We start from the raw sequence: 21,506 nt of genomic DNA on the forward strand, positions 1-21,506 counted from the left end.
TTTCTCCGGCGGGGCGCGGTTCAGGCGGTGGGGCCGAGGCCCATCCGCCGCCGGACGGCCGACAACTGGCGGTCGTCGAGACCGCCGGCGGCGCCGGTGAGCAGCCCCACCAGTTCCCGCAGCCGCTTCTCCCAGTGGTCGGCGAGCCGGCGCACCTCGTCCTCGGGGAGCAGATCCCGGGCGAACACGAACTCGGCGGTCAGCTCGCGGTCCATGGCGGTCACCACGATGTCGAGCAGATACCGGCGGGGGGCGTCGGCGCTCTGCAGGACGCCGGGGGCCTGGACCGGATTGCCCAGGATCTCGCCGGTTCCGGCGCCCGAGCCGCGTTCGAAGCGGCCCAGGTAGTTGAAGCTGACCCGGGACTGCGGCAGCCGGGCCAGCGCGGCCCCGCCGGGCCCTCCCAGATAGCGCAGCAGTCCGTAGCCGAGACCGTTGTCCGGCACCTCGGCCAGGGTCCGGGTGACCGCGTCGACGGCGTCCCCGGGCCGGTCCGGCGCGGGGAGCGGGAAGCGGACCGGGTGGATGGCGGTGAACCAGCCGACGGTACGGGAGACATTGGCCGTCCCGGCGACGACCTCGCGCCCGTGGGCCTCCAGATCGAGCTGGAGGCCCTCCGTGCCGGGGGTGCGCGGCCAGGCGGAGAGCAGCGCGGCCAGCAGCAGATGGTGGGGCTGGGTGCCGCGGGCGGGCACCTGCCGCAGCAGGGTCGCGGTGAGTTCCCGGTCCAGCCGGGTGGTGACGACGGCGCTGCGCCCGACGGTGTTCGACGGCTCCGCGCCGCCCTCGTGCGCCGCCCCCGGGCCCGTGAGGGGCACCTCGGTGGCGCGGGCGTCCGGGACCCCGGTCCAGTACGGGAGCTGACCGGTGATCCGCTCGTCGGCGGCCCACTCGCGCAGCAGCCGGGACCACTTCCGGAAGGAGGTGGTACGGGCCGGGGGCCGGGGGTCCTCGCCGCGCTCCAGCCGCCGGTACACCTGGTCCAGGTCGTCGGTGAGGACCCTCAGGGAGATGCCGTCGACGACCAGGTGGTGGGCGATCAGCACCAGGAAGTCCCCGTTCGCGCCGGTGTCCCCGGGGCCCGCGCCGCCCTCGCAGAGCACCGCGGTCAGCAGGGGGCCGCGGCCGAGGTCGATGTCGCGCTGGGCGTCGGCGACCGCGCGCCGGACCCGTTCGGCGCGCTGCGGCCCCGGCAGTCCGGTGAGATCCACGCGGGAGAGCACGGGGTCGGGGGCGTGGGCGTCCACCCAGTGCCGCCAGCCGGTGGCGGTGCGCTGGAACCGGCTGCGCAGGACGTCGTGGTGGGCGGCGACGCGGGCGAGGGCGCGGCGCAGGAGCGCGGCCCGCACGGGCTGCCGCAGGGCGATGTGGAGGGTCTGGTCCCAGTGGTGGGAGTCGGGGATGTCCTGTTCGAAGAACCACTGCTGGATGGGGGTGAGCAGGACCTCGCCGACCGCCTCGCCCTCGGTCTCGCCGTCCTGCGGCGCCGCGTCCGCGGCGCCGCGGGACAGCTCGGCGAGACCGGCGACGGTCTGGGCCTCCAGCACCTGCTGGGGTGAGACGGGGATGCCCTCGGCGGTGGCGCGGGCGGCGATCTGCATCCCGATGATCGAGTCCCCGCCGAGTTCGTAGAAGTTGTCGTGGAGCCCCGGGTCGTCGACTCCGAGCAGCTCTCCCCAGATCCGGGCCAGGGCCTCCTCGGTGGCGGTGGCGGGCCGGTCCCGCTCCGCTCCGGCCTCCCGGGTGCGGCGGCGCTGCTCCAGCAGCCGTTCCAGCCGCTGTTTCTGGGCGGGGGTGAGCCGGGCCAGCCGTTCGGCGTAGTTCGCTGTGGACATGGGTGCCTCTCTGCGGTGGTCAGGGGGTGGCCGGGGGTCCGGCGCGGCGGGCGGCGCGGTCGGCGGCCCCGGCGCCGCCGAGCTGCTCCTCCACGGCGGCGAGCAGCGCCCCGGGGGTGCGGACCGCGAGCAGGGTGCCGACGCCGAGCGCCACGCCGAACGCGCCCCGGACCCGGCTGGTGAGCCGGATGGCGAGCAGGGAGTCGCCGCCGAGCGCCAGGAAGTCGTCATCGGGGCCTGCCGGGGCGGTGCCGAGCACCGAGGTCCACAGCCGGTCCATGAGCGCGGCGGCGGGCCGGGTGGCGTGACCGGGTGCGGAGGCGGGGCGGGCCGCCGGCTCGGGATCGGGCAGGGCGCGCCGGTCGACCTTGCCGCTCGGTGTCAGCGGGATGCGGTCGACCCGGACCACGCGCCAGGGCACGAACGCGGGCGGGAGCACCGCGCGCAGTCCGGCGGTCAGCCGCCGTTCGTGCTCGGCCCAGGCGCCGCCGTCCGGCGTGTCGTGGACGACATGGCCGATGAGCCGGTGGTCGCCCTGGATCTCCCTGATGACCACGGCGGCGTCCCGCACCCCGGGCAGGGCGCGCAGGGCGGTGCGCACCTCGCCCGGTTCGATCCGGTAGCCGCGGATCTTGACCTGGTCGTCGGTGCGGCCCAGGCACTCCAGGGTGCCGTCCCAGGAGAGGACGCCCTGGTCGCCGGTGTCGTACAGCCGGCTGCCGGGGACCGTGGCGAAGGGGTCGGGCACGAACCGTTCCGCCGTGGTGGCGGGGCGTCCGAGGTAGCCGCGGGGCAGGGCGGCGCCGCCGATGTGGACGGTGCCGGCGACTCCGTACGGCACCGGGCGGCCGTCGGGGCCGAGGACATGGAGGCTGACCGCGTCGACGGCCTTCCCGACGGGCGGGCGGTCGGCCAGGAGCGCCGGGTCGCCGGTCAGCCGGTGGCTGCTGACGACCTGCACCTCGGATGAGCCGTACTGGTTCTCCAGGCGCGCGCCGTGCCGGGCGCCGGCGAGCAGGGCCCGCACCGGGTCGCTGATCCGGAGGGGCTCCCCGGCGACCATGACCTCCCGCAACTCGGGCAGGGTGATGCCGAGCCGATCGGCGGCAAGGGCGATCTGCTCCAGGGCGGTCGGGGAGAGATACCAGCGCTGGATGCCCTGGTCGCGGGCGAGCCGCAGCAGGCGTTCGAAGTCGCGGCGGTCCTCGTCCCCGGCGAGGACCAGGGTGCCTCCGCCCGCCCAGGTGGTGAAGATCTCCTGGGCGGAGACGTCGAAGGTGAAGGAGACCTGGGCGAGGGTGCGGGCGGGGGCGGGCACCGTGCCGTGGGCGAGTTCCCAGGCGAGCATGTTCACGACCGGGCCGTGCGGCATCGCCACGGCCTTGGGGCGCCCGGTCGAGCCGGAGGTGTAGGTGACATAGCAGAGGTGGTCCGGTCCGACGGCGGCGTCGGGCGGGGTGGCGGCGGGCGGTTCGCGGTCCGCGCGCAGCCGGACCGGTTCCGTGCCCGGTGCCCGGTGGTGGGTGGCCTCCTCGGTCAGCAGCACCCGTGCCCCGGAGTCCGCCAGCAGGAACCGCAGCCGTTCGTCGGGGTGGTCCGGGTCGAGGGCGAGATAGGCGCAGCCCGCCCGGAGAACGGCGAGGATGCTCACCAGGGCCGTGGCCGAGCGGGTCAGGAGCAGCGCGACGACACGGTCCGGTCCCGCGCCGTGCCGGACGAGTTCCGCGGCGAGCCGGCCGGACCGGTCGTCGAGCGCGGCGTAGTCGAGGAGCGTGCCGTGGTCGTCGACGGCGATGGCGTCCGGGGTGCGGGCGGCCTGCCGCGCCACGATCCGGTGCAGCGGGAGCCGGGTGACGGCCCGCGGGCTGTCACCGTCCCGGCCGCCGGACCCGTCGGATGCCCCGTCGTCCTCGCGGTCACCGGCCGGCGGGCGGCCGTGGGCGACGGCGGGCGCGGCGGTGGCGGCCCGGACCTCGCGCACCGGTCTGTCCAGGCCGTCGGCCATCGCGCCCACGGCGGCCTCCAGCCGGCCCAGCAGGGTGCGGACGGCCTCCGGGGCGAACCGGCCGGTGTCGTGGAAGAGCTGGAGCCGGATCTCGCCGTCCGCCGGGAGGACCACCAGGGTCAGCGGATAGCCGGTGTCCTCGGTGTACTTCCACAGCGTCGACTCCGTCCCAGGGCCGAGATCGAGCAGGCTGCCGTGGTGCGGGTAGTTCTCGAAGGCGACGATGCTCTCGAAGAGCGGCTGTTCCGGCTCGGTCGCGCACAGCCGCTGGATGTCGGCGAGACCGAGGTGCTGGTGGGGCAGGGTGGCGTTCTGCTGCCGCTGGATCGTGGCGAGCCAGTCGCGCACGGACTCGGCGCCGCCGGCGTCCACCCGCCGGGGCACGGTGTTCACACAGGGGCCCGTGATCTCCTGTGCGCCCGGCAGCCCGGCGGGCCGCAGGGCGACCGTGACGCCGAACAGCTGCGGTGGGCCGGGGGCCGCCTGGGAGAGGGTCATCGCCCAGGCGGCCTGGAACCAGGTGCTGAGGCTGACCCTGGCCCGGCGGGCCGCCGCGCGGGCGGCGGCGCCGACGGCGGGGGGCAGTTCGTGGAGAGCGGTGCCGCCCTCGACCCGGCCGCGCCGCTCGCCCGGCGGCCCGGGGCGCAGCACCAGCCGGGCGGGGGGTGTCCGGCGGCCGAGGCTCTCGCGCCAGAACCGCTCGGCGGCCGGGGTGTCCTGGCGCGCCAGCCAGTCGGCGTAGTCGCGGAACGGTGGTGCGGGCTCCCGTTCCCGCGCGCTGTCCGGGCCCTCCCGGTAGGCGCGCCCTGCCTCGGCGAGCAGGCGGGGCATGGTCCAGCCGTCCAGCACCAGATGGTGGACCGTCCAGATCAGATGGGTGGCGTCGGAGGCGTGGAGCAGGGCGATGCGCATCAGGGGCGGCCGGGTGATGTCCAGGCCCTCGGCCCGGTCGGCCCGCAGATACTCCTCGACACGGCGCTCGGCCTCCCTCGGCGGGAGCCCGGCGAGGGAGGTCTCCGTGACCGGCACCTCCGCGTGCGAGAGGGTGACCTGGAGGGGTTCGTCCACCTCCTCCCAGACGAACCCGGTCCGCAGGACGGAGTGCCTGGCCAGGACGGAGCGCCAGGCGGCGCCCAGGGCCCGGCCGTCCACCACGGGGCCGGTGCCCGGGCCGGTGCGGGCGCAGCGGAACACGAACTGCTCCAGGTAGGGCCCCGGCCGCGCGGCCTTGAGGCAGTGGAAGAGCATGCCGCTCTGGAGGGAGGTCAGGGGGCCGATGTCCTCGATCGCGGCCTCGCCGGGGGCCGGTGCCGGGGCCGTTTCCTGTGGGCTCATGGGGTGTTCTCCACCTGTTCCAGCAGTTGTTCCAGCAGGTCGCCGTCGATGTCCGCGAGCGCGGTGAGCGCCGCGCGGTCGACCTTTCCGTTGACGGTCAGGGGGACGGTGGGCACCCGGTGGACGCGGGTGGGGACCATATGGCCGGGGAGGGTGGCCGCCAGTGCCTCTCTCACCTCGCGCTCGAAGCCGGCCCGGAGCCCGGGGGCGACCACGTACGCGACGAGCCGGGCGCGCCCCTGGGGGCCCGGCTCGGCCTGGACGACCGCGGCGCCGACGGCGTCCAGCCGCAGCAGGGCGGCCTCGACCTCGGCCGGCTCGATGCGGTAGCCGCGCACCTTGACCTGGTGGTCCCGGCGTCCCACGAAGGTGAGTTCACCGCCGGGGAGCCTGCGCACATGGTCGCCGGTGCGGTACATCCTGGCGCCGGGCAGCGGGCTGTGCGGATCGGGGAGATAGTGTCCGGCGGTCGTCCCGGGGCGGTTGAGATAGCCCCGGGAGACGGCGGTGCCGCCGATGTGGACCTCGCCGACGGCACCGGGGGGCACGGGTTCGAGTTCGCGGTCGAGGACATAGAGCCGCACCCCGTCGAAGGGCACCCCGATGGGCAGGGCGGCGCTGAAGCGCTCATCGTGCTCCTGCCAGGTCTGGACGATCGTCCCCTCGGTGGGGCCGTAGGCGACGAAGAAGCGGCACCGTCCCGTCCAGCGCTCACGGAGATCACCGGTCACCAGATCGCCGCCGGTGATCGCGATCCGGACGCTGGGCACGGCCGCCGGGTCGACCAGCGACAGCAGGGCGGGCGGCAGATAGACCACGGTCGCCCCCGAGGCGCGGATCACCTCCTCGATGCCCTGCTCGGCGCGGGCGACATCGGGCGGCCCCAGGCAGAGGGTCGCGCCCGAGGAGAGCGCCATGAAGATCTCCCACACCGAGGCGTCGAAGTTGAACGAGACGACCTGGAGGACCCGGCTGCCCGGGCCGAGCCCGAAGTCCTCCACGGAGCAGGCGATGACCTTGGCGAGGGCCCGGTGGGTGATCTGCACGCCCTTGGGGCGGCCGGTGGTGCCCGAGGTGTAGATGACATAGGCGAGCCCGTCCGGTTCGGTGGCGCGGGCCGGCGGCCCCTGCGGTTCCGCTGCCCCGGCCGGAAGTCGGTTCAGGTCGATCAGCGGGGTGGCGCCGAGGACGGCGTCCAGCGGTTTCGTGCCGGCGGGTCCGGAGGTCACCACGGCGGCGGGTCCCGCGTCGCCCACCATGGCGGTCAGCCGCTCCACCGGATAGGCGGGATCGAGCGGCAGATAGGCGGCACCCGCCTTGAGGACGCCGAGCAGCGCCGCCATCTGGTCCGGGGAGCGGGCGATGTGGATGCCGACGACGGACTCGGCGCCGATGCCCCGCCGCCGCAGCTCCCGGGCGAGCGCCCCGGCCCGCGCGTCCAGCTCTCCGTACGTGACGCGCTCGCCGTCGCACCAGAGCGCGTCGTGCTCCGGATGCGCCGCGGCCCGGCGTTCGAACATGAGGTGGACGGGTTCCCAGGCGCCGTCCTCGTGCTCCGCCCGGCCCTCCTGGTCGAGCAGCAGCGCCCGTTCGGCGGGGGTGAGCACGGGCACGGCGGTGGCGGGGGTCTCCGGATCGGCGGCGGCCAGGGCGGTGAGGGCATGGGCGAAGTGGCCGTGGAGCCGTTCGACGGTGGCCCGGTCGAAGAGATCGGTGGCGTACTCGGCATAGCCGCTCAGCCCCCCGTCGCTCTCGTCGAGATACCAGTTGAGGTCGAACTTCGCCGTACCGGTGGAGCGTTCGGCGATCTCGACGTCCAGACCCGGGGGCGGCGCGGGAAGGCTGTCACCGGAGAACAGCACCAGGGCGCACTGGATCAGCGTCGGTACGCCCGGCTCCCGTGGGACGCCCGCTGCCTCGGCGATGGCCTCCAGGGGGAGCAGGGCGTGCTCCCGCGCCCGGTCGATCTCCTCGTGCAGGCCGGTGAGGAGCGCGGAGAGCGTCGGCCGGCCGGAGAGCCGGACGGCGAGCGGCACGGTCTTGGTGAGATATCCGGCCACCTGGTCGAACTCGGGGCGGGTGCGGCCCGCGACGGGGAAGCCCAGCACGAAGTCGTCCTGTCCGGTGTGGCGGCGCAGGGTGAGCGCGCAGGCCGCGGCGAGCACGGTGAACAGGGTGACGTTCCGCCGCCGCGCCAGGGCGCGCAGGGCGCCGGTGGTGGCCCGGTCGACCGTGACCGGAATCCGGTCGCCGCGGAAGGAGCGGGTCGCGGGCCGGGGCCGGTCGGTGGGCAGCTCCAGCACGGCGGGGAGTCCGGCCAGCGCGCCGCGCCAGTGGGCGGCGAGCCGCTCCCGGCGCTCCCGGCCGAGTTCCGCGCGCTCCCAGGCCGCCACGTCGAGGGCGTCCGGAGCGGGTGGGCGGGGCGCGGTGCCGGGGCCCTCGGCACAGGCGGTCAGCAGATCGGCGGTGATCAGCCGCAGCGACCACGCGTCGCAGACCAGGTGGTGGAGGACGAGCACGAGCAGGGAGCGGTCCGGCGAGAGCCGCAGCAGCCGGGCGCGCAGGGGGGTGCGCGCGAGATCGAAGGGGGCGAGCGCCGCCGCGTCGATCTCCCGCTCGACCCGGGCGTCCAGAGCGGCTCCGCGGAGCGGGGAGAGGTCGACGCTCTCCCACTCCGGCGGTTGCTCGGTCCGTGTGCCCACGGGGCCGTCCGCACCGGAGGTGAAGACCGTGCGCAGTGCTCCGTGGCGGGCGACGACGTCGGCGAGGGCCGCGCGCAGCCGTTCCGGGTCGGGGGCGCCGGAGAAGCTCAGGGTCAGCGGGACGTTGTAGGCGGGGTTGCCGGGGTCGGCGGTGTGGAGGGAGTACAGGCTCTCCAGCGCGGGCGGGAGACGGACCGGGTCGCCGGGCCGGGGGGCCGGCGCTCCCGGCGGGCGGCCGGCCTCCGCCGGGGCCCGGCCGCCCGTCTCCGCCACGGCCTTGCGCAGCAGCTCCCGGAAGTCGCCCATCCTGGTGGCCGGTTTCAGCGCCTGGATGGGCAGCTCGGTCCCGAGCGTCCGCCAGCAGGCGGAGAGCACGCGCACGGCGCGCAGGGAGTCGCCGCCCAGCTCCGCGAAGGTGCTGGTGTCGTCGGCCGCTCCCGTGCCGAACACGGATTCCAGGGCCTGCGCGAGGGCGGCGTCGGCACGGGCGTCGCCGGGGGCGTCGTGGGGGAGGCCGGGGGCGGGGTGCTGGGGCACGCTGATCTCTCTCTCCGGGTGGGTGCCGGTGGGTGATGGGCGGTGTCGTGCGGAGTGGCGCCCGGTGTCAGCCACGGGCGCCTCCGGGGTCCGGGCCGGGTGCGCCGGTCCCGGTCGCGCCGGTGCCGAGCAGCAGGGTCAGCCCCTCCACCGTGGGATGGAGGAAGAGCGTCTGGGCGGTGGCGGCCGTGCCGAAGCGGTCGTTGAAGCGCTGGGCGATGCGCATCGCCATCAGGGAGTGGCCGCCCAGTTCGAAGAAGTTGTCCCGGACCCCGAGGCCGCTGATGCCGAGGGCGGCCTCCCACATGGCCAGGACCTCCCGCTCCCGGTCGTCGCGGGGGGCGAGACGGTCGGTGGTGAGCCCGGGGCGGCGGGCGGCCGGATGCCGCTCTTCCCCGGCTCCCGCACCGGCGGGGGGCGCGACGGAGGCGGACTCGGACACGGGCACGGGCACGGTGGAGGCGGGGACGGGGGCCGGCGCGGCGGGCGGCTCGCCCGGGCCGTCGAGGAGGTCGTCGGGGTGAATCGTGGCGACCGCGAGCTGTCCGGCGTGGGCGTGGCCGAGCGCGTCGACGAACGCGCGGACCGCGTCGGCCGGGTCCATGGCCGGGCCCAGGTCGTGGGAGGTGAGTTCGCGGTGGGCCCGTTCGGCCTCCCTGGCCATCCCGGTGCCCTCCCAGCGGTCCCAGTTGAGCGCCACGACCGGAAGCCCGAGTTCGCGGGAGGCCAGGACGGCGTAGGAGTCGAGGAAGGCGTTCGCGGCGGAGTAGGGGGCCAGGCCGGCCGAGCCGCTCAGCGAGCCCAGGGAGGAGAACAGGGCGACGAAGTCCGGGGTGAGGCCGGTCCGGAGGAGGGCGTCGGTGAGCGCGTGGGCGCCGTCGACCTTCGCGCCGAGCGCCTCCCCGAGGGTGGCGGGGTCGACGAACTGCGCCATGCCGCCGCCCGGTGACCCGGCGGCGTGGATCACTCCGTGGAGCGCGCCGAAGCGGTCCGCGGTCTCCCGGAGGATCGCCGTGAGGCGTTCGCGGTCGCGGACATCCCCTCGCCGCACCAGCAGGTCGGGGGCGTCGGACTCCTCGGCCGTGCGGCCGATCAGGACCAGCCGGGCGCCGTACTCGGCGGCGAGGTGGGCGGCGACCTCGCGGCCCACTCCGCCGAGGCCTCCGGTGATGGCGTACACCCCGCCCGCCCGCAGCGGCGCGGCACCCGCCACCGGTTCCAGCCGCTGGAAGCGGCGCTGCCAGCGGTGGCCGCCCCGGTATCCGGCCACCGGGTCGGTGCCCGGGGCGGGCACGGTCTCGGCCACCAGCATGCGGGCGGCGCGGCGCAGGCTCGCGGGACCGGCACCGGTGCCGGTCTCGGCGTGGTCCAGGTCGGCCACCCGCAGCCGCACATGGGGAAGTTCGACGGGCAGGGCCAGGGCGGCCCCGGCGGCGCAGGCCGCCCGGGGGGTCAGCCGCTCCGCTCCGGTGACATCGAACGCGCCCCGGGTGACCAGACACAGTTCGAGGGCGGTGGCGGTGGTGTGGCCGGCGGCGTGCGCGAGAGCCAGCAGACCGGCCAGGCCGGGGGCGGCGGCCCCGGCGGGCTCCCCGGCAGCGGCCTCTGACCGGTCCGTCCCGGAGCCTGCCGCGCCTGCCGCGCCGGCCGCCCCCGGCCCGGCGGGCCCTGGGGCCAGCGGCCGGAGGTCGACGACCCTCAGCGGGGTGTTCTCCCGCGCGCCCGGGGCCGGTTCCGCCAGCGCGGCCAGCAGCCGCCGGCAGTGGGAGCGGTCATCGGGGTCCAGGACGAAGGAGGAGGTGCCGGCCTGCCGGAAGGCGCTCCCCGGCCGGGCCACGGCCGGGTTGACCCCGTGTTCCCGGAGCACCGTGACGAGTTCGTCCGCGAGCGGGGAGCCGTCGGAGAGGATGAGCCAGCGCCGGTCCCGGACACGGCCGGCGGCGGCGGGCGGGTCGACGCGGCGGCGCCAGCCGGCCCCGTAGAGCGCCGGGACGGGACGGGTGGGTCCTGGGGACACCGGCACGGCGGGGCGGGGCTCGGGAGCGGAGCCGGCCGGGCGGCAGAGGTCCCTGCGGAAGGGGTAGCGGGCCGCGGGCATCCGCCACCGGCGCTCCCCCGCGTACAGGCCGGTCCGGTCCACCTCGGCTCCGGCCACCCACAGCCGTCCCAGCGCCCGCAGGAAGACCTCGCTGTCCTCGCTGGGGTCGCGCGGGTGGCGCAGGGTGTTGGTGATCGTGGCGCGGGCCGCGAGAGGGTGGGCGCGGGCGATGGTGGTCAGCGCGGTCCCGGGGCCCGCTTCGATCAGCGCGAGCCTGCCGTCGCCCAGGGAGTCCAGCCCTTCCGCGAAACGGACCGTGCTCCTCAGATGGGTGACCCAGTACTCGGGGTCGGTGACCTCGTCGCCGACCGCCCCTCCGGTCACATTGGAGATCATCCGCAGGGTGGGCGGGCGCAGCGGGATCGCGCCCATGAAGGAGCGGAACTCGGGCAGCGCCGCCTCCACCAGCGGTGAGTGGGCCGCGGTGGCGATGGCGAGGAGATGGCTGTCGGTGCCCGTGGCGGCGAGCCGTTCCCGGGCCGCCTCGATCTCCCGGCGGGGTCCGGCGATGACGCACAGCCGGGGTCCGTTGACCGCGGAGAGCGAGAGCCGGCCGGTGAGGAAGGGGCGTACGGACTCCTCGGACGCGGCCACGCTCAGCATCGCCCCGCCCTCGATCCCGGCCAGGATCTCGCCCCGTTTGACCACGACGGCGAGCGCGTCCTCCAGGGTGAGCACTCCCGCGAAGTAGGCGGCGGCGTACTCGCCGAGGCTGTGGCCGAGCACCGTGGTGGGGCGCACGCCCCGGGCGGCGAGGAGTTCGCCCGCGGCGACCTCGGTGATGAGGAGCGCGGGCAGCCCGACCGCGGGGTCCGCCAGCGCGTCCGGCGCGCCGGGCGCCCCCTGTCCGGCCCCCTGGGGCGGGTACATGGCCTCGCGCACCCGGCGGCGCAGATCCGGGTCCCAGGGCAGCGCGAGGCAGCGGTCGACGGTGTCCCGGAAGAGCGGTTCGTCGGCGTACAGGCCCCGGCCCATGCCGGCGTGGTGGGCGCCACCGCCGGGGAAGAGGAACACGGTCTCCTCGGGGCGGTCCTGTTCGGCGTCGCCGGCGAGGAATCCGCCGGAGCGGGGGTGGTCCAGCAGGCTCCGGGCGGCGGTGTGCCCGTCGCGGTGGACGACCGCCGTCCGGTGGCGCATGCCCTGGCGCCCGGCCAGGGAGTGGCAGGTGTCGGCGAGCGCGGTGTCCTGGCCGCTGTCGACGGCCTCGGTGAGAAGGGCGCCCGCGGAGGTCGCCAGCGGGGTGAGCGAATCGGCGTCCCGGGCGGAGAGGGTGAGCAGATGCCAGCGGCGGCGGGTCCCGTCGCTCCGGCGGTGCGGGGCCTCCTCCAGGACGGCGTGGGCGTTGGTGCCGCCGATGCCGAAGGAGCTGACGGCCGCCCGCCGGGGGTGTTCCCCGGTCTTCCACTGGGACCCCTCCCCGCTCAGCCGGAAGGGGCTGCCGTCCAGGCCGAGTTCCTCGTTGACGCGCTCCGGACGGACGGCCGGCGGGAGGTGCCCGTGGTGGAGGGCGAGGACCGCCTTGATGAATCCGGCGACCCCGGCGGCGACATCGGTGTGGCCGATGGCGGCCTTGACCGAGCCGATGGCACAGGTGCCGGTGCCGGTGGCGCCCATCGCGCGGTAGGCGTGGGTGAGCGCGGAGATCTCGACGGGGTCGCCGAGGCGGGTGGCGGTCCCGTGGGTCTCGACATAGCCGACGGTGTCGGGGTGGACTCCCGCGTTGCTCAGCGCCTGGGACACCACCCGGCGCTGCCCCTCCGCGCCCGGTGCGGTGTAACCGACCTTCGCCGCGCCGTCGTTGTTGACGGCGCTGCCCTTCAGCACGGCGTAGATCCGGTCGCCGGACGCGAGGGCGTCGCCGAGCCGGCGCAGCACCACCACCCCGATGCCGTCGGCGGGGACGAAGCCCGCCGCGTCCCGGTCGAAGGGGCGGCAGACGCCGTCGGGCGACATGATGCCGCCGGGCTGGTGCAGATACCCCTGGGGCCGCAGGGAGGTCCAGGACACCCCGCCGGCGACGGCCATGTCGCACTCGTGGCCCAGCAGGCTCTGGGCGGCGAGATGGATGGCGACGAGCGAGGTGGAGCAGGCGGTCTGGACGTTGATGCTGGGGCCGGTCAGCCCCAGCCGGTGGGAGACCCGGGTCGGCAGGAAGTCCTTCTCGTTGGAGGACATCCGCTGGAAGACATCCATCGGGTTGGTGAGCAGTTCGCCGAGGCCGGAGGGGAGATGGGTGCTGATGGTCTGTCCGGCGAGCACGCCGATGGCGCCGGGGAAGACGGCGGGGTCGTGGCCGGCGTCCTCCAGGGCGCGCCAGGCGCACTCCAGGAACATCCGCTGCTGGGGGTCGATCAGGGCGGCCTCGCCGGGCGAGAGTCCGAAGAAGGCGAAGTCGAACTCCTCGGCCCCTTCGACGATCCCGCCCGCGGGCACATGGTGCGGATGGTCCAGGACGGAGGCGGGCACGCCGCGCGCGGTCAGCTCCGCGCGGTCGAAGCGGGAGATCGCGACGGTCCCGTCCTTGATCAGGCGCCAGTACTCGCGCGGGTCGCGGGCGCCGGGGAAGCGGCAGTCGAGGCCCACGACGGCGATGTCGAGGAGTTGGTCGTCGGCGGTCTGCTCAGTGGTCACGGCGGGTCCTTCCGGTTCGGGCGCTCAGCCGTGCGGCCCGCGCGCGGCGCTGGTCGGAGAGGTCGGACGGCGCCGGGGGGACGGGTTCGCCCTCCCGCTCGGCGAGATGGGCGGCGAGCAGCCGGATGTTGTGCGCGCGGAAGAGTTCGGCCATGGGGACCCTGATCCGGCGGTCCTGCTGGATGCGGTCGCGCAGCCGGACCATCTCCAGGGAGCTGCCGCCCAGCGCGAGAAAGCTGTCCGTGACGCCGACCCGGTCGAGGCCGAGGATCTCGCTCCACATCCGGACCAGGTCGCGCTCGGTGTCGTCGGCGGGGGCGATGTACGCGTGGCCGGTGTCGGGGCGTTCCCTGCCGGGCTGGGGCAGGGCGGTGTGGTCGGCCTTGCCGGAGGAGTTCACCGGGATCGCGTCCATGATCACAAAGACGGCGGGGACCATGTACGCGGGCAGCCGGGTCCGCAGAAAGGCGGCCAGGGAGTCCGGCCGGAGCACCCGGCCGGGGAGGGGCGCGGCATGGGCGATCAGCCGCCGCTCCCGCTCGGGGGGCTGCCCGTCCCGCTCGTGGCGGCCGTCCGGCGCGGGGTGGTCGTCCCGGGAGACCGTGACGACGGCGTTGGCCACGTCCGGGTGGAGCCTCAGTGCCTCCTCCACCTCGCCCGGTTCGATCCGGAAGCCCCGGATCTTCACCTGGCGGTCGACCCGGCCGAGGAACTCCAGCCGCCCGTCGGGGAGCAGCCGCGCGAGGTCGCCGGTGCGGTAGAGGCGCTGCCCGGGACGGGCGGCCCAGGGGTGGGGGATGAACCGCTCGGCGGTCAGCCCCGGGCGGCCCAGATATCCCCGGGCCAGCCCGGCGCCGCCGATGTGCAGTTCGCCGGTGACGCCGGGGGGCACCGGCCGCAGGGCGGCGTCCAGGACGAGGGCCTCCGCGTTGCCGACCGGGGTGCCGATGGCGGGTCTGCGGGGGGTGCCGCGGATCTCGCCCAGGGACGCGGCGACCGTGGCCTCCGTGGGCCCGTACCCGTTGAACAGCGGCCCCCGGGCGGCGAGCCGGGCCGCGAGCCTCGCCGGCAGCTCCTCCCCCGCCGAGATCAGGGTGACCGCCCCCGGGTCCGCGCCGGGGGGCAGCGAGGCCAGCACCGAGGGCGGCACGGTCGCGTGGGTGACGCGTCCCCGGCGCAGCTCGTCCGCGAGCGCGCCGCCGGAGAGCGGCGCGCCGTCGGCGGGCAGACGGAGCGCACCGCCGTGCCCCAGGGCCATCACGATCTCCCACACCGAGGCGTCGAAGGTGGGACGGGAGAACTGGAGCACCCTGGCCCGGGAGAGGTCCCCCAGGGCCAGGCGCTGCGCCGCGATCAGGTTGGCGAGCCCCGCGTGCTCCAGCAGGGCGCCCTTGGGGCGGCCGGTGGAGCCGGAGGTGTGGATCACATAGGCGAGGCTGCGGGGGGTGCGGCCGGGCGCGGGCGGGGGTCCGTGTCCGGCCTCCGCCCTCCCGCCGCCGGCGCGCAGGACCCGTACCGGCCGTCCGAGCCGTTCGGCGACACCGTCGCGGTCGGTGATCAGCAGGGGCAGCGCGGTGTCGTCGGCGATGAGGCGCAGCCGGTCGTCGGGGTGGTCCGGGTCCAGGGGCACATAGGCGCCCCCGGCCTTCCAGATCGCCAGCAGGGCGGTGATGAGGTCCGGTGTGCGGTCCAGGAGGACACCGACCGGGGTCTCGGTGGTCACTCCGTGCTCGCGCAGCACCCGGGCGAGGGCGTTGGAGCGGCGGTCGAGCCGGCGATAGGTGATCTCCTCGTCTCCGTGCACCAGGGCGATGGCGCCGGGGGCGCGGCGCGCCAGGGCGGTGAAGATCTCGTCCACGCACCGGTCCCCGCTGTCGCCGGCGTCGGGGCCCCGTCCGAGGGCGATGAGCCGCGCGGTCTCCTCGGGGGTCGTCAGCGGCAGCGCGCCGATGGGGGTGTCCGGGGCGCGCAGGGCCGCCGCGAGGAGGGTCAGATAGTGGTCGACCAGCCGCTCCACGGTCGCCGGGTCGTACAGGGCGGTCGCGTACTCGGCCCGTACGGTGAACCGTCCGCCGCTCTCCACGACGAGGAGGGAGAGGTCGAACTTGGCACAGCCGTTGTGCGCGAACTCCTCGTGGACGGTCAGTCCGGGCAGGTCGAGGCCGGCGCCGGCGCGTTCCACTCCGAAGGTGGTCTGGACGAGCGGGGGCCGGCCGGGGTCGTGTTCCCGTACGAGTTCGCCCACCAGCCGGTCGAAGGGCAGCCGGTGGTGGTCGAAGGCGCCGAGGACGGTGGCCCTGAGCCTGCCGGTCAGCTCGGCGAAGCCGGGGTCGCCCGAGAGGTCGGCGCGGAGCGCCAGGGTGTTCACGAAGCAGCCCGCGACCTGCTCGTCCTCGGGCCTGGCGCGCCCGGCGAACGGGGAGCCGACCAGCAGATCGGTCGCGCCGCCGAGACGGCCGGCGAGGACGCACCAGGCGGTGAGCAGCACCACGTAGGGGGTGGTGCCCAGGCCGGTGGCGCGGGCGCGGACGGCGGCGCCGAGACCGGTGTCCAGGGTGCGGTGGAGGACGGCTCCGGAGAGGTCCTGGATCGCGGGACGGGGGCGGTCGGCGGGCAGTTCGACCGGTGCGGGCGGGTCGGCCAGGGCGCGGCGCCAGTGGTCGAGTGCCGCGCTCCGGTCCTTCGCCCAGGCGTCGCCGCGCTGGTGGGCGGCGTAGTCGCGGTAGCGGCCCGGTCCGGGCGGCGGGGGCGCCGTGTCCGTGGTCCGCGCGGTGTAGAGCGCGGACAGTTCGGCGAGCAGCAGCCGCAGGGACCAGCCGTCCACCACGGCGTGGTGGAAGACCAGGGACAGGGTGTGCTCACGGGCGGAGGGGCCGCGCAGCAGCCGGGCGCGCAGCGGCGGACCGGTGTACGGGTCGATCGGACGGGTGGCCTCGGCGGCGGCGAAACCGGCGGGGTCCAGGCCGTCGTGGTCGCCGGCCGTGGCGGAGAGGGGCACGGCCCGGCTGCCGGGGGCGCCGGGCGGCGCGATGCGCTGGTGGAGGGTGCCGTCGTCCCACACGAAGGTGGTGCGCAGCGACTCGTGCCGGGCGATCAGCTCGCCGATGGCGTACTCCAGGGCCGGCACGTCCAGTTCGCCGAGCATCCGGAAGACGGCCGGGATGTTGTACGCGGGGGTGCCGGGGTGGAGTTCCTCCACCAGCAGCAGGCCCCGCTGTTCCGCGGACGCGGGTTCGCGCTCGGGGGTGCCCGCGCTTCCGGGCACCGGGCCGTCGGTCATGCGTGCCTCCTGAGGTCCGCTCGCTGGCCGAGCGGTTCGGCGTGATGCGGCCGTGCGCGCCGGCCGGGGGTCGTGGGTGGTGCGGAGGTGCGGGGCGGGGGGTCCGGCTCAGCCGGGCCCCTCGGGTACGGCGGGTCCGGTGCGGCCGGGCCCCTCGGGTGCGACGGGTCCGGTGCGGCCGGGCCCCTCGGGCACGGCGGGTCCGGTGCGGCCGGGCCCCTCGGGTACGGCGCGGATCTCCAGCGGGTGTCCGTCCCGGCCGGGCCGGGGGCCGGCCGCACGGCGCAGGAAGTCGAGCGCGGGCCGGTTCCGTCCGGTGTCGCGGTAGTGGAACTCCAGGGCCCGGGCGCCGCCCGCGGCGGCCCGTTCGGCGAGGTCGTCCAGGAGGATGTCCTCCACTCCCTTGCCCATGACCACGCAGGAGAGCGAGAACAGCTCCACCACCCACACGGGGCCGCTCTCGCGCACCCCGATCACCGCCGACGTGCCGTAGTCGCCGTGGCGGTCGCGGACCCGGGCGGAGAGCAGGGAGCGGCCGGCGGCGCGGAGGTACTGGCCGGGGGCGGGGTCGAGGGCGAGGGTGAAGTCGTGGGCCCGGTCGGCGACCTCGTGCTCGGGGTGGGCGGGTCCGCTGTCGATCCGGTCGACACGGGCGGTGACACCGAGCCCGCGCAGGAAGTCGTCGAGACCGGGTGAGGGTGGCGCGGCCGGGGTCGGTCCGGGTGCGGTGCCGGGCGGCGGCCCGGGGGCCGAGGTGACCGGTGGCACGTGGTCGAGGACCCCGGTCGCGGCCAGGGCGGGCCAGGGCGGTCCGGCCTCGGGGCCCCGGTCCACCAGGAGGGTCCCGGCGGGCCACCGTGCGCCGCCCCCGTCGCCGGACTGCCCCGCGAGGACGGCGATGCGGCCGGGCGGCAGGCCGGTGTCGGCGGCGAAGCGGGCGAGGTGGTCGGCGGCCGGGGCGCCGCCGAGCCAGCGGGCGGGCACCCGGGCGAGGCGGGGGGCCCGCTCGGCGACGGCGCCCCAGGCGCTGTCCGCGGTGCCGTCGGTGCGGAAGGCGACCGGCCGGTACGGGGGGAGCCGCTCCAGGAGTCCGGCGAGCGCGGCGCCCTCGTCCGCGCCGTCCGGCTGCCCGGCCCCGGCTCCGCTGTCGCCGTCACCGCCATCGCCACCGGTTCCCGGCCCGGGCAGCAGGGTGTCGAGGTCGATCAGGACGCCCTGGCAGCCCTGCCCGTACCGGGCGAGCAGCACCCGGGCGGCCGCGCCCCCCAGCGCGCTGAACGTCTCCTCGGTGTAGGGGATGCGGGCGAAGGCGAGGAGGGCCGCGTGATGGGCGTGACGGGCGCCCACCGCGCGTACCGCTTCCTCCAGGTCGACCACGCGGGCGCCCGGCTCCCGTGCCAGCCGGGCGCGGACCGCCTCGCGCGGCGCGGTGGCGCGGGCCACCGCGCCCAGCGGGTCGCCCGCGTCGCCCGCGCCGTGCGGGCGCTCCTCGGGCAGCGCCGGCAGCACCCACAGGAGCAGGGCTCCCCAGCGCCGGGCGGCGTCCAGGGCCAGGGTGGCGAGCCGGCCGGGGGCGCCCTCGGGGTCGCCGTCACCCGCGGCGGGCCGGTCCTCGGGACGGACCGCCACCAGCAGCACGTCCGGAGCGAAGCGCGCGGTGGCGCTGTCCGGCCGCAGGCACTCCTGGGCGATCTGGTTGAAGGGCCCGACCAGGAACTCGGGCGCGAGGCCCGCCTCGTGCAGCGGCAGGCCGAGGTGGGGCAGGAGCGGATCGACGGTGAAGCTCGACAGCAGGGCGATCCTCAGCGGGGTGCCGGCGGCGGGGTCCCGGCGCTGCCACGCCCGCCGGGTCCCGGCCGGTGTCCCGTCGCGGAGGGCGGTCATCGGGCCCGCACCTCCCCGGCGGCCGGGCCGGGGCCGGCCGGCAGCAGCGCCTCGGGGGCCTCCAGCAGCTCCCTGAGCGCGAGGAGGAACCGGGTCGCCTCCCGTCCGTTGAGCACCCGGTGGTCGTAGGAGAGCCCGAGCTGCACGGTCCTCCGGACGGCCGGGGCGCCGGCCGCGTCGAGGAAGACCTCCTCCTGGACACCCGGCAGGACCACGGCGCAGCTGTGCCCGGGGAAGACGATGGGCCGGGCGAGCACCACGCCGGGGTCGTTGTGGAGCGAGACCACGACATTGCTGCCCGCGAGGTCCTCCGCGCGGAAGTCCCGGCGGAGCGAGCGCAGCCGGAACTCCATGAGCAGCCGGGCGATGCCGACGCAGTCCAGGGTCTCGGCCCGGTGCACGGCGGCCACGTACAGACCGTCGCCGGTGTCGATGGTGACGCCCACCGCCGCCGTGTCGTGGAGCTCCACGGTGGTGTCGTCCACGAGCGTCGCGAAGCAGTACGGGAACCGTTCCCGCAGCGAGGCCACGGCGGCGATGAGGAGTTCCGGCAGCCCGATGAGCGCGCCGTGGGTCCGGCCTGCTCCGGCCGCGCGCTCCAGCGCCCGGTCGACGCGGGCCCGGACGGCGACATAGGCGGTGGGAACCGTGCGGTGGGACGCGCTGACGGTGGCGGCGACGGCGCGCTGGGCGGCGGAGAGCGGCCGGAGCGTGCCTCCGGGGGTACGGGAGGTCCCGGCGGGGGCGGCCGGGGCGGGGGCGGGGGCCCTCGCGGCGAGCAGTCGCTCGATGTCGGCGCGCTTGAGGAGCTTCCTGCCGGTCGCGGCGAGTTCGGCGGCGCCGATGCCGTGCTCGGCCGCCAGTTCCCGGGCGCCCCGGGTGAGCGCGGGTCCGGCCGGGACGTCCGGGGCGGCGGGAGCCGGGGGCCGGTCCCGTGCCGCCCGGTGGGCGGCCTCGTCGGGGTGGAGCACGGCCACCACGTCGCCGACGGCGCACTCGGTGTGCTCCGGGAGCCCGTGCTGCACCACCCCGTCGGCGGGGCTGTCGAGTTCGACGGTGGCCTTGGAGGTCTCGATCACGGCGACGGGTTCGCCCTCGGCCACCCGCCCGCCGTCCTCGGCGAGCCACTCGACCAGGACATAGCTCTCGTCGTTGCTGTTGAACCTGGGTATCCGGATGCCGGTCACCGCACGGCCCTCCTCACGGCGTCGCGGATGGTGTCCTGCTGCACCAGCACCTCCCGCTCCAGATGCGGGGCGGCGGGGATGACGCTGGGGCGCGAGGAGACCAGCCGTACCGGAGCGGACAGCCGCCGCCAGAGCCGGTCGTGGAGCACGGCCGCCACCTCGGTCCCCCAGGTGCCGCCCGCGACACCCTCCTCCGCGACGACCACGGGCGCCCCGTCGGTGAACTCGGCGAGCAGCGGGCCCGTTCCGAGCGGGTAGAGCCGGGAGGGCACCAGGAGCCGGCAGCTGATCTCGTCCTCCAGGAGCAGTTCGCGCATGGCGCCCAGACAGCGGTGGGCCATACCGCCGGGGGCGATCAGCAGACAGTCGTACGTCTCCTCGCCCGCGACCCCGATCCGCGCCCAGTCGCCCGGGCCCTCCAGCGGCTGGTGGTCGAAGAGGTCGTCGACCATGCCCGGGGCGACCATCCGCCGGGTGTAGAGCGACTTGTCCTCGAAGAGGACCGAGGGCTCCGCCGGCTCCATGATCCGGTCGAGCACGGTGTGGTTGTCGTGGAACGGCGACAGCTCGAACAGCGAGAGATGGGGCACTCCGATGAAGTGCTTCTGCGGGCTCTGGCTGTGGGTGGGGCCGTAGCCGCGGTTGCCTCCCACGGGGCAGCGCACCAGCAGCCGCATCGGAATGCGCCGTCCGTACATCGAGACGGACTTGCTGGCGAAGTTCACCAGTTGGTCGAAGCAGAGCGTGGTGAAGTCGCTGAACATGATCTCGGCGATGGCGGCATCGCCGGCCAGCGCGAGTCCGGCGGCCACCCCGACGATGGCGCCCTCGCTCAGCGGTGCCGGAAGCACCCGGTCGGGGTGGGCGCCGGAGAGACCTCTGGTGATCTTGAAGGCGCCGCCGTAGGGGTCGGCGATGTCCTCGCCCAGCAGGTGGAGCCGGGGATCGGTCGCGAAGCGGGCGCGGAGCGCCTCGTTGAGGTTGTCCGCGACCCGGGGAGCACCGGTGCGCGCCGGTGCGGTGCCGGGGGCCGGGTGGGTTCCGGTCACGGCCGGGACCGGGGCCGCGCTACTCATGGTCGTTCCTCCAGACAGCCGGCGGGCGGGCGCCGACCTCCCGGACCACACCCTCCACCAGCGAGCGGGCGAGGGTGTCGCGCAGCGCGAACTGCGCGGGTGCCACACGCGGGTACAGGCGGTACCAGTCGTGTGCCCGCGCCCGCTCGACCGCGTCGGGGGGCCGGGAGTCGTCGCCCTTGCTGTGCGGGCCGAGCCGGTGGGTGACGAACTCCACCACCAGCGGCAGCCGCTCCGCGCGGACCCGGGCGAGCGGGGCGTCGAGGACCCGGCGGATCTCGTTGATGTCGAGGGACTCCAGCCGCAGATGGGCGATGCCGAAGGCGGCGGCCCGCGCGCCGATGGTGCCCGCCAGCTGGTGTTCCGTGGGGGTGGACTGGGCGATCCCGTTGTTCTCGACCACGAGCAGCAGCGGCAGCCGCCACAGGGCGGCCATGTTGAGCGCCTCGTACACGGCTCCCTCGCCCCAGGTGCCGTCGCCGATGTAGACCACCACGATCCGGCCCTGCCCGGCGCGTTTGGCGTGCAGGGCGAGCCCGCAGCCGACGGCCGGGCTCTCGCCCTGGACCCCGGTGGAGAGAAAGCGGTCGCGATGGACGTGCTGGCTGCCGCCGACCCCCCGGCAGACGGCTCCCTCCCGGCCCATGATCTCCGCCAGCAGCCCCCGCGGGTCGTCGTAGCGGGCCAGGTAGTGGCCGTGGCCGCGGTGGTTGCTCAGGATGAAGTCGTCGTCCAGCAGGGGCCGCAGGGCCACGGGGATGTACTCCTGGCCCAGACAGGTGTGCACGGTGCCGTGCAGCTTCCCCTCGGCGAAGAGGTCGAGCAGCGCGTTCTCGAAGTGCCGGATGAGCAGCAGGGTGTCCAGGTCCCGGTCGTCCAGGGGCGACAGGGGTCCTCGCGGCGGTGCCTTCGCCGGGGTCGGCGCGGTCATCGTGC

At 76.0% G+C, this 21,506-nt stretch carries 9 protein-coding genes; all 9 read right to left on the bottom strand.

Annotated features, from left to right (window positions below; all coding sequences use genetic code 11):
- Positions 1–20: 20 nt before the first annotated feature.
- The 9 genes from ACWCRA_RS22000 to ACWCRA_RS22040 all read right to left on the bottom strand — a co-directional run bounded on the left by ACWCRA_RS22000 (position 21) and on the right by ACWCRA_RS22040 (position 21,501).
- Positions 21–1,835 carry a condensation domain-containing protein gene (locus ACWCRA_RS22000; RefSeq protein WP_451068385.1) on the bottom strand — a complete coding sequence of 605 codons (1,815 nt, stop codon included), beginning with the start codon at positions 1,833–1,835 and terminating at the stop codon, positions 21–23.
- A gap of 19 nt (positions 1,836–1,854) precedes the next feature.
- Positions 1,855–5,175, bottom strand: a complete 3,321-nt coding sequence (locus tag ACWCRA_RS22005; protein WP_451068386.1) for an amino acid adenylation domain-containing protein — start codon at positions 5,173–5,175, stop codon at positions 1,855–1,857.
- Complete coding sequence (locus ACWCRA_RS22010) at positions 5,172–8,414, bottom strand: non-ribosomal peptide synthetase (RefSeq protein ID WP_351553627.1); 3,243 nt, start codon at positions 8,412–8,414, stop codon at positions 5,172–5,174. Before ACWCRA_RS22010 ends, ACWCRA_RS22005 begins: the two co-directional genes overlap by 4 nt.
- 67 nt (positions 8,415–8,481) lie before the next feature.
- Complete coding sequence (locus ACWCRA_RS22015) at positions 8,482–13,143, bottom strand: SDR family NAD(P)-dependent oxidoreductase (protein ID WP_451068387.1); 4,662 nt, start codon at positions 13,141–13,143, stop codon at positions 8,482–8,484.
- On the bottom strand, positions 13,133–16,423 hold the full coding sequence (locus ACWCRA_RS22020; protein ID WP_351553622.1) for a non-ribosomal peptide synthetase: 3,291 nt from the start codon (positions 16,421–16,423) through the stop codon (positions 13,133–13,135). The genes ACWCRA_RS22015 and ACWCRA_RS22020 overlap by 11 nt, the downstream gene beginning before the upstream one ends.
- 108 nt (positions 16,424–16,531) lie before the next feature.
- On the bottom strand, positions 16,532–18,307 hold the full coding sequence (locus ACWCRA_RS22025; RefSeq protein ID WP_451068388.1) for a hypothetical protein: 1,776 nt from the start codon (positions 18,305–18,307) through the stop codon (positions 16,532–16,534).
- A complete protein-coding gene (locus tag ACWCRA_RS22030; RefSeq protein ID WP_451068389.1) occupies positions 18,304–19,494 on the bottom strand; it encodes a 2-oxo acid dehydrogenase subunit E2 in 1,191 nt (396 codons plus the stop codon). Before ACWCRA_RS22030 ends, ACWCRA_RS22025 begins: the two co-directional genes overlap by 4 nt.
- On the bottom strand, positions 19,491–20,570 hold the full coding sequence (locus tag ACWCRA_RS22035; RefSeq protein WP_351553613.1) for an alpha-ketoacid dehydrogenase subunit beta: 1,080 nt from the start codon (positions 20,568–20,570) through the stop codon (positions 19,491–19,493). The genes ACWCRA_RS22030 and ACWCRA_RS22035 overlap by 4 nt, the downstream gene beginning before the upstream one ends.
- Positions 20,563–21,501, bottom strand: coding sequence for a thiamine pyrophosphate-dependent dehydrogenase E1 component subunit alpha (locus tag ACWCRA_RS22040; RefSeq protein ID WP_351553610.1), 939 nt, complete (start codon positions 21,499–21,501; stop codon positions 20,563–20,565). The genes ACWCRA_RS22035 and ACWCRA_RS22040 overlap by 8 nt, the downstream gene beginning before the upstream one ends.
- Positions 21,502–21,506: the final 5 nt, after the last annotated feature.

This window comes from Streptomyces sp. NPDC001889 (assembly GCF_053594535.1).

What these genes read in the sequence shown, in the direction of transcription:
- ACWCRA_RS22000 (WP_451068385.1), bottom strand. Translation starts at nt 1,835, where the DNA reads ATGTCCACAGCGAACTACGCCGAACGGCTGGCCCGGCTCACCCCCGCC.
- ACWCRA_RS22005 (WP_451068386.1), bottom strand. Translation starts at nt 5,175, where the DNA reads ATGAGCCCACAGGAAACGGCCCCGGCACCGGCCCCCGGCGAGGCCGCG.
- ACWCRA_RS22020 (WP_351553622.1), bottom strand. Translation starts at nt 16,423, where the DNA reads ATGACCGACGGCCCGGTGCCCGGAAGCGCGGGCACCCCCGAGCGCGAA.
- ACWCRA_RS22025 (WP_451068388.1), bottom strand. Translation starts at nt 18,307, where the DNA reads ATGACCGCCCTCCGCGACGGGACACCGGCCGGGACCCGGCGGGCGTGG.
- ACWCRA_RS22035 (WP_351553613.1), bottom strand. Translation starts at nt 20,570, where the DNA reads ATGAGTAGCGCGGCCCCGGTCCCGGCCGTGACCGGAACCCACCCGGCC.
- ACWCRA_RS22040 (WP_351553610.1), bottom strand. Translation starts at nt 21,501, where the DNA reads ATGACCGCGCCGACCCCGGCGAAGGCACCGCCGCGAGGACCCCTGTCG.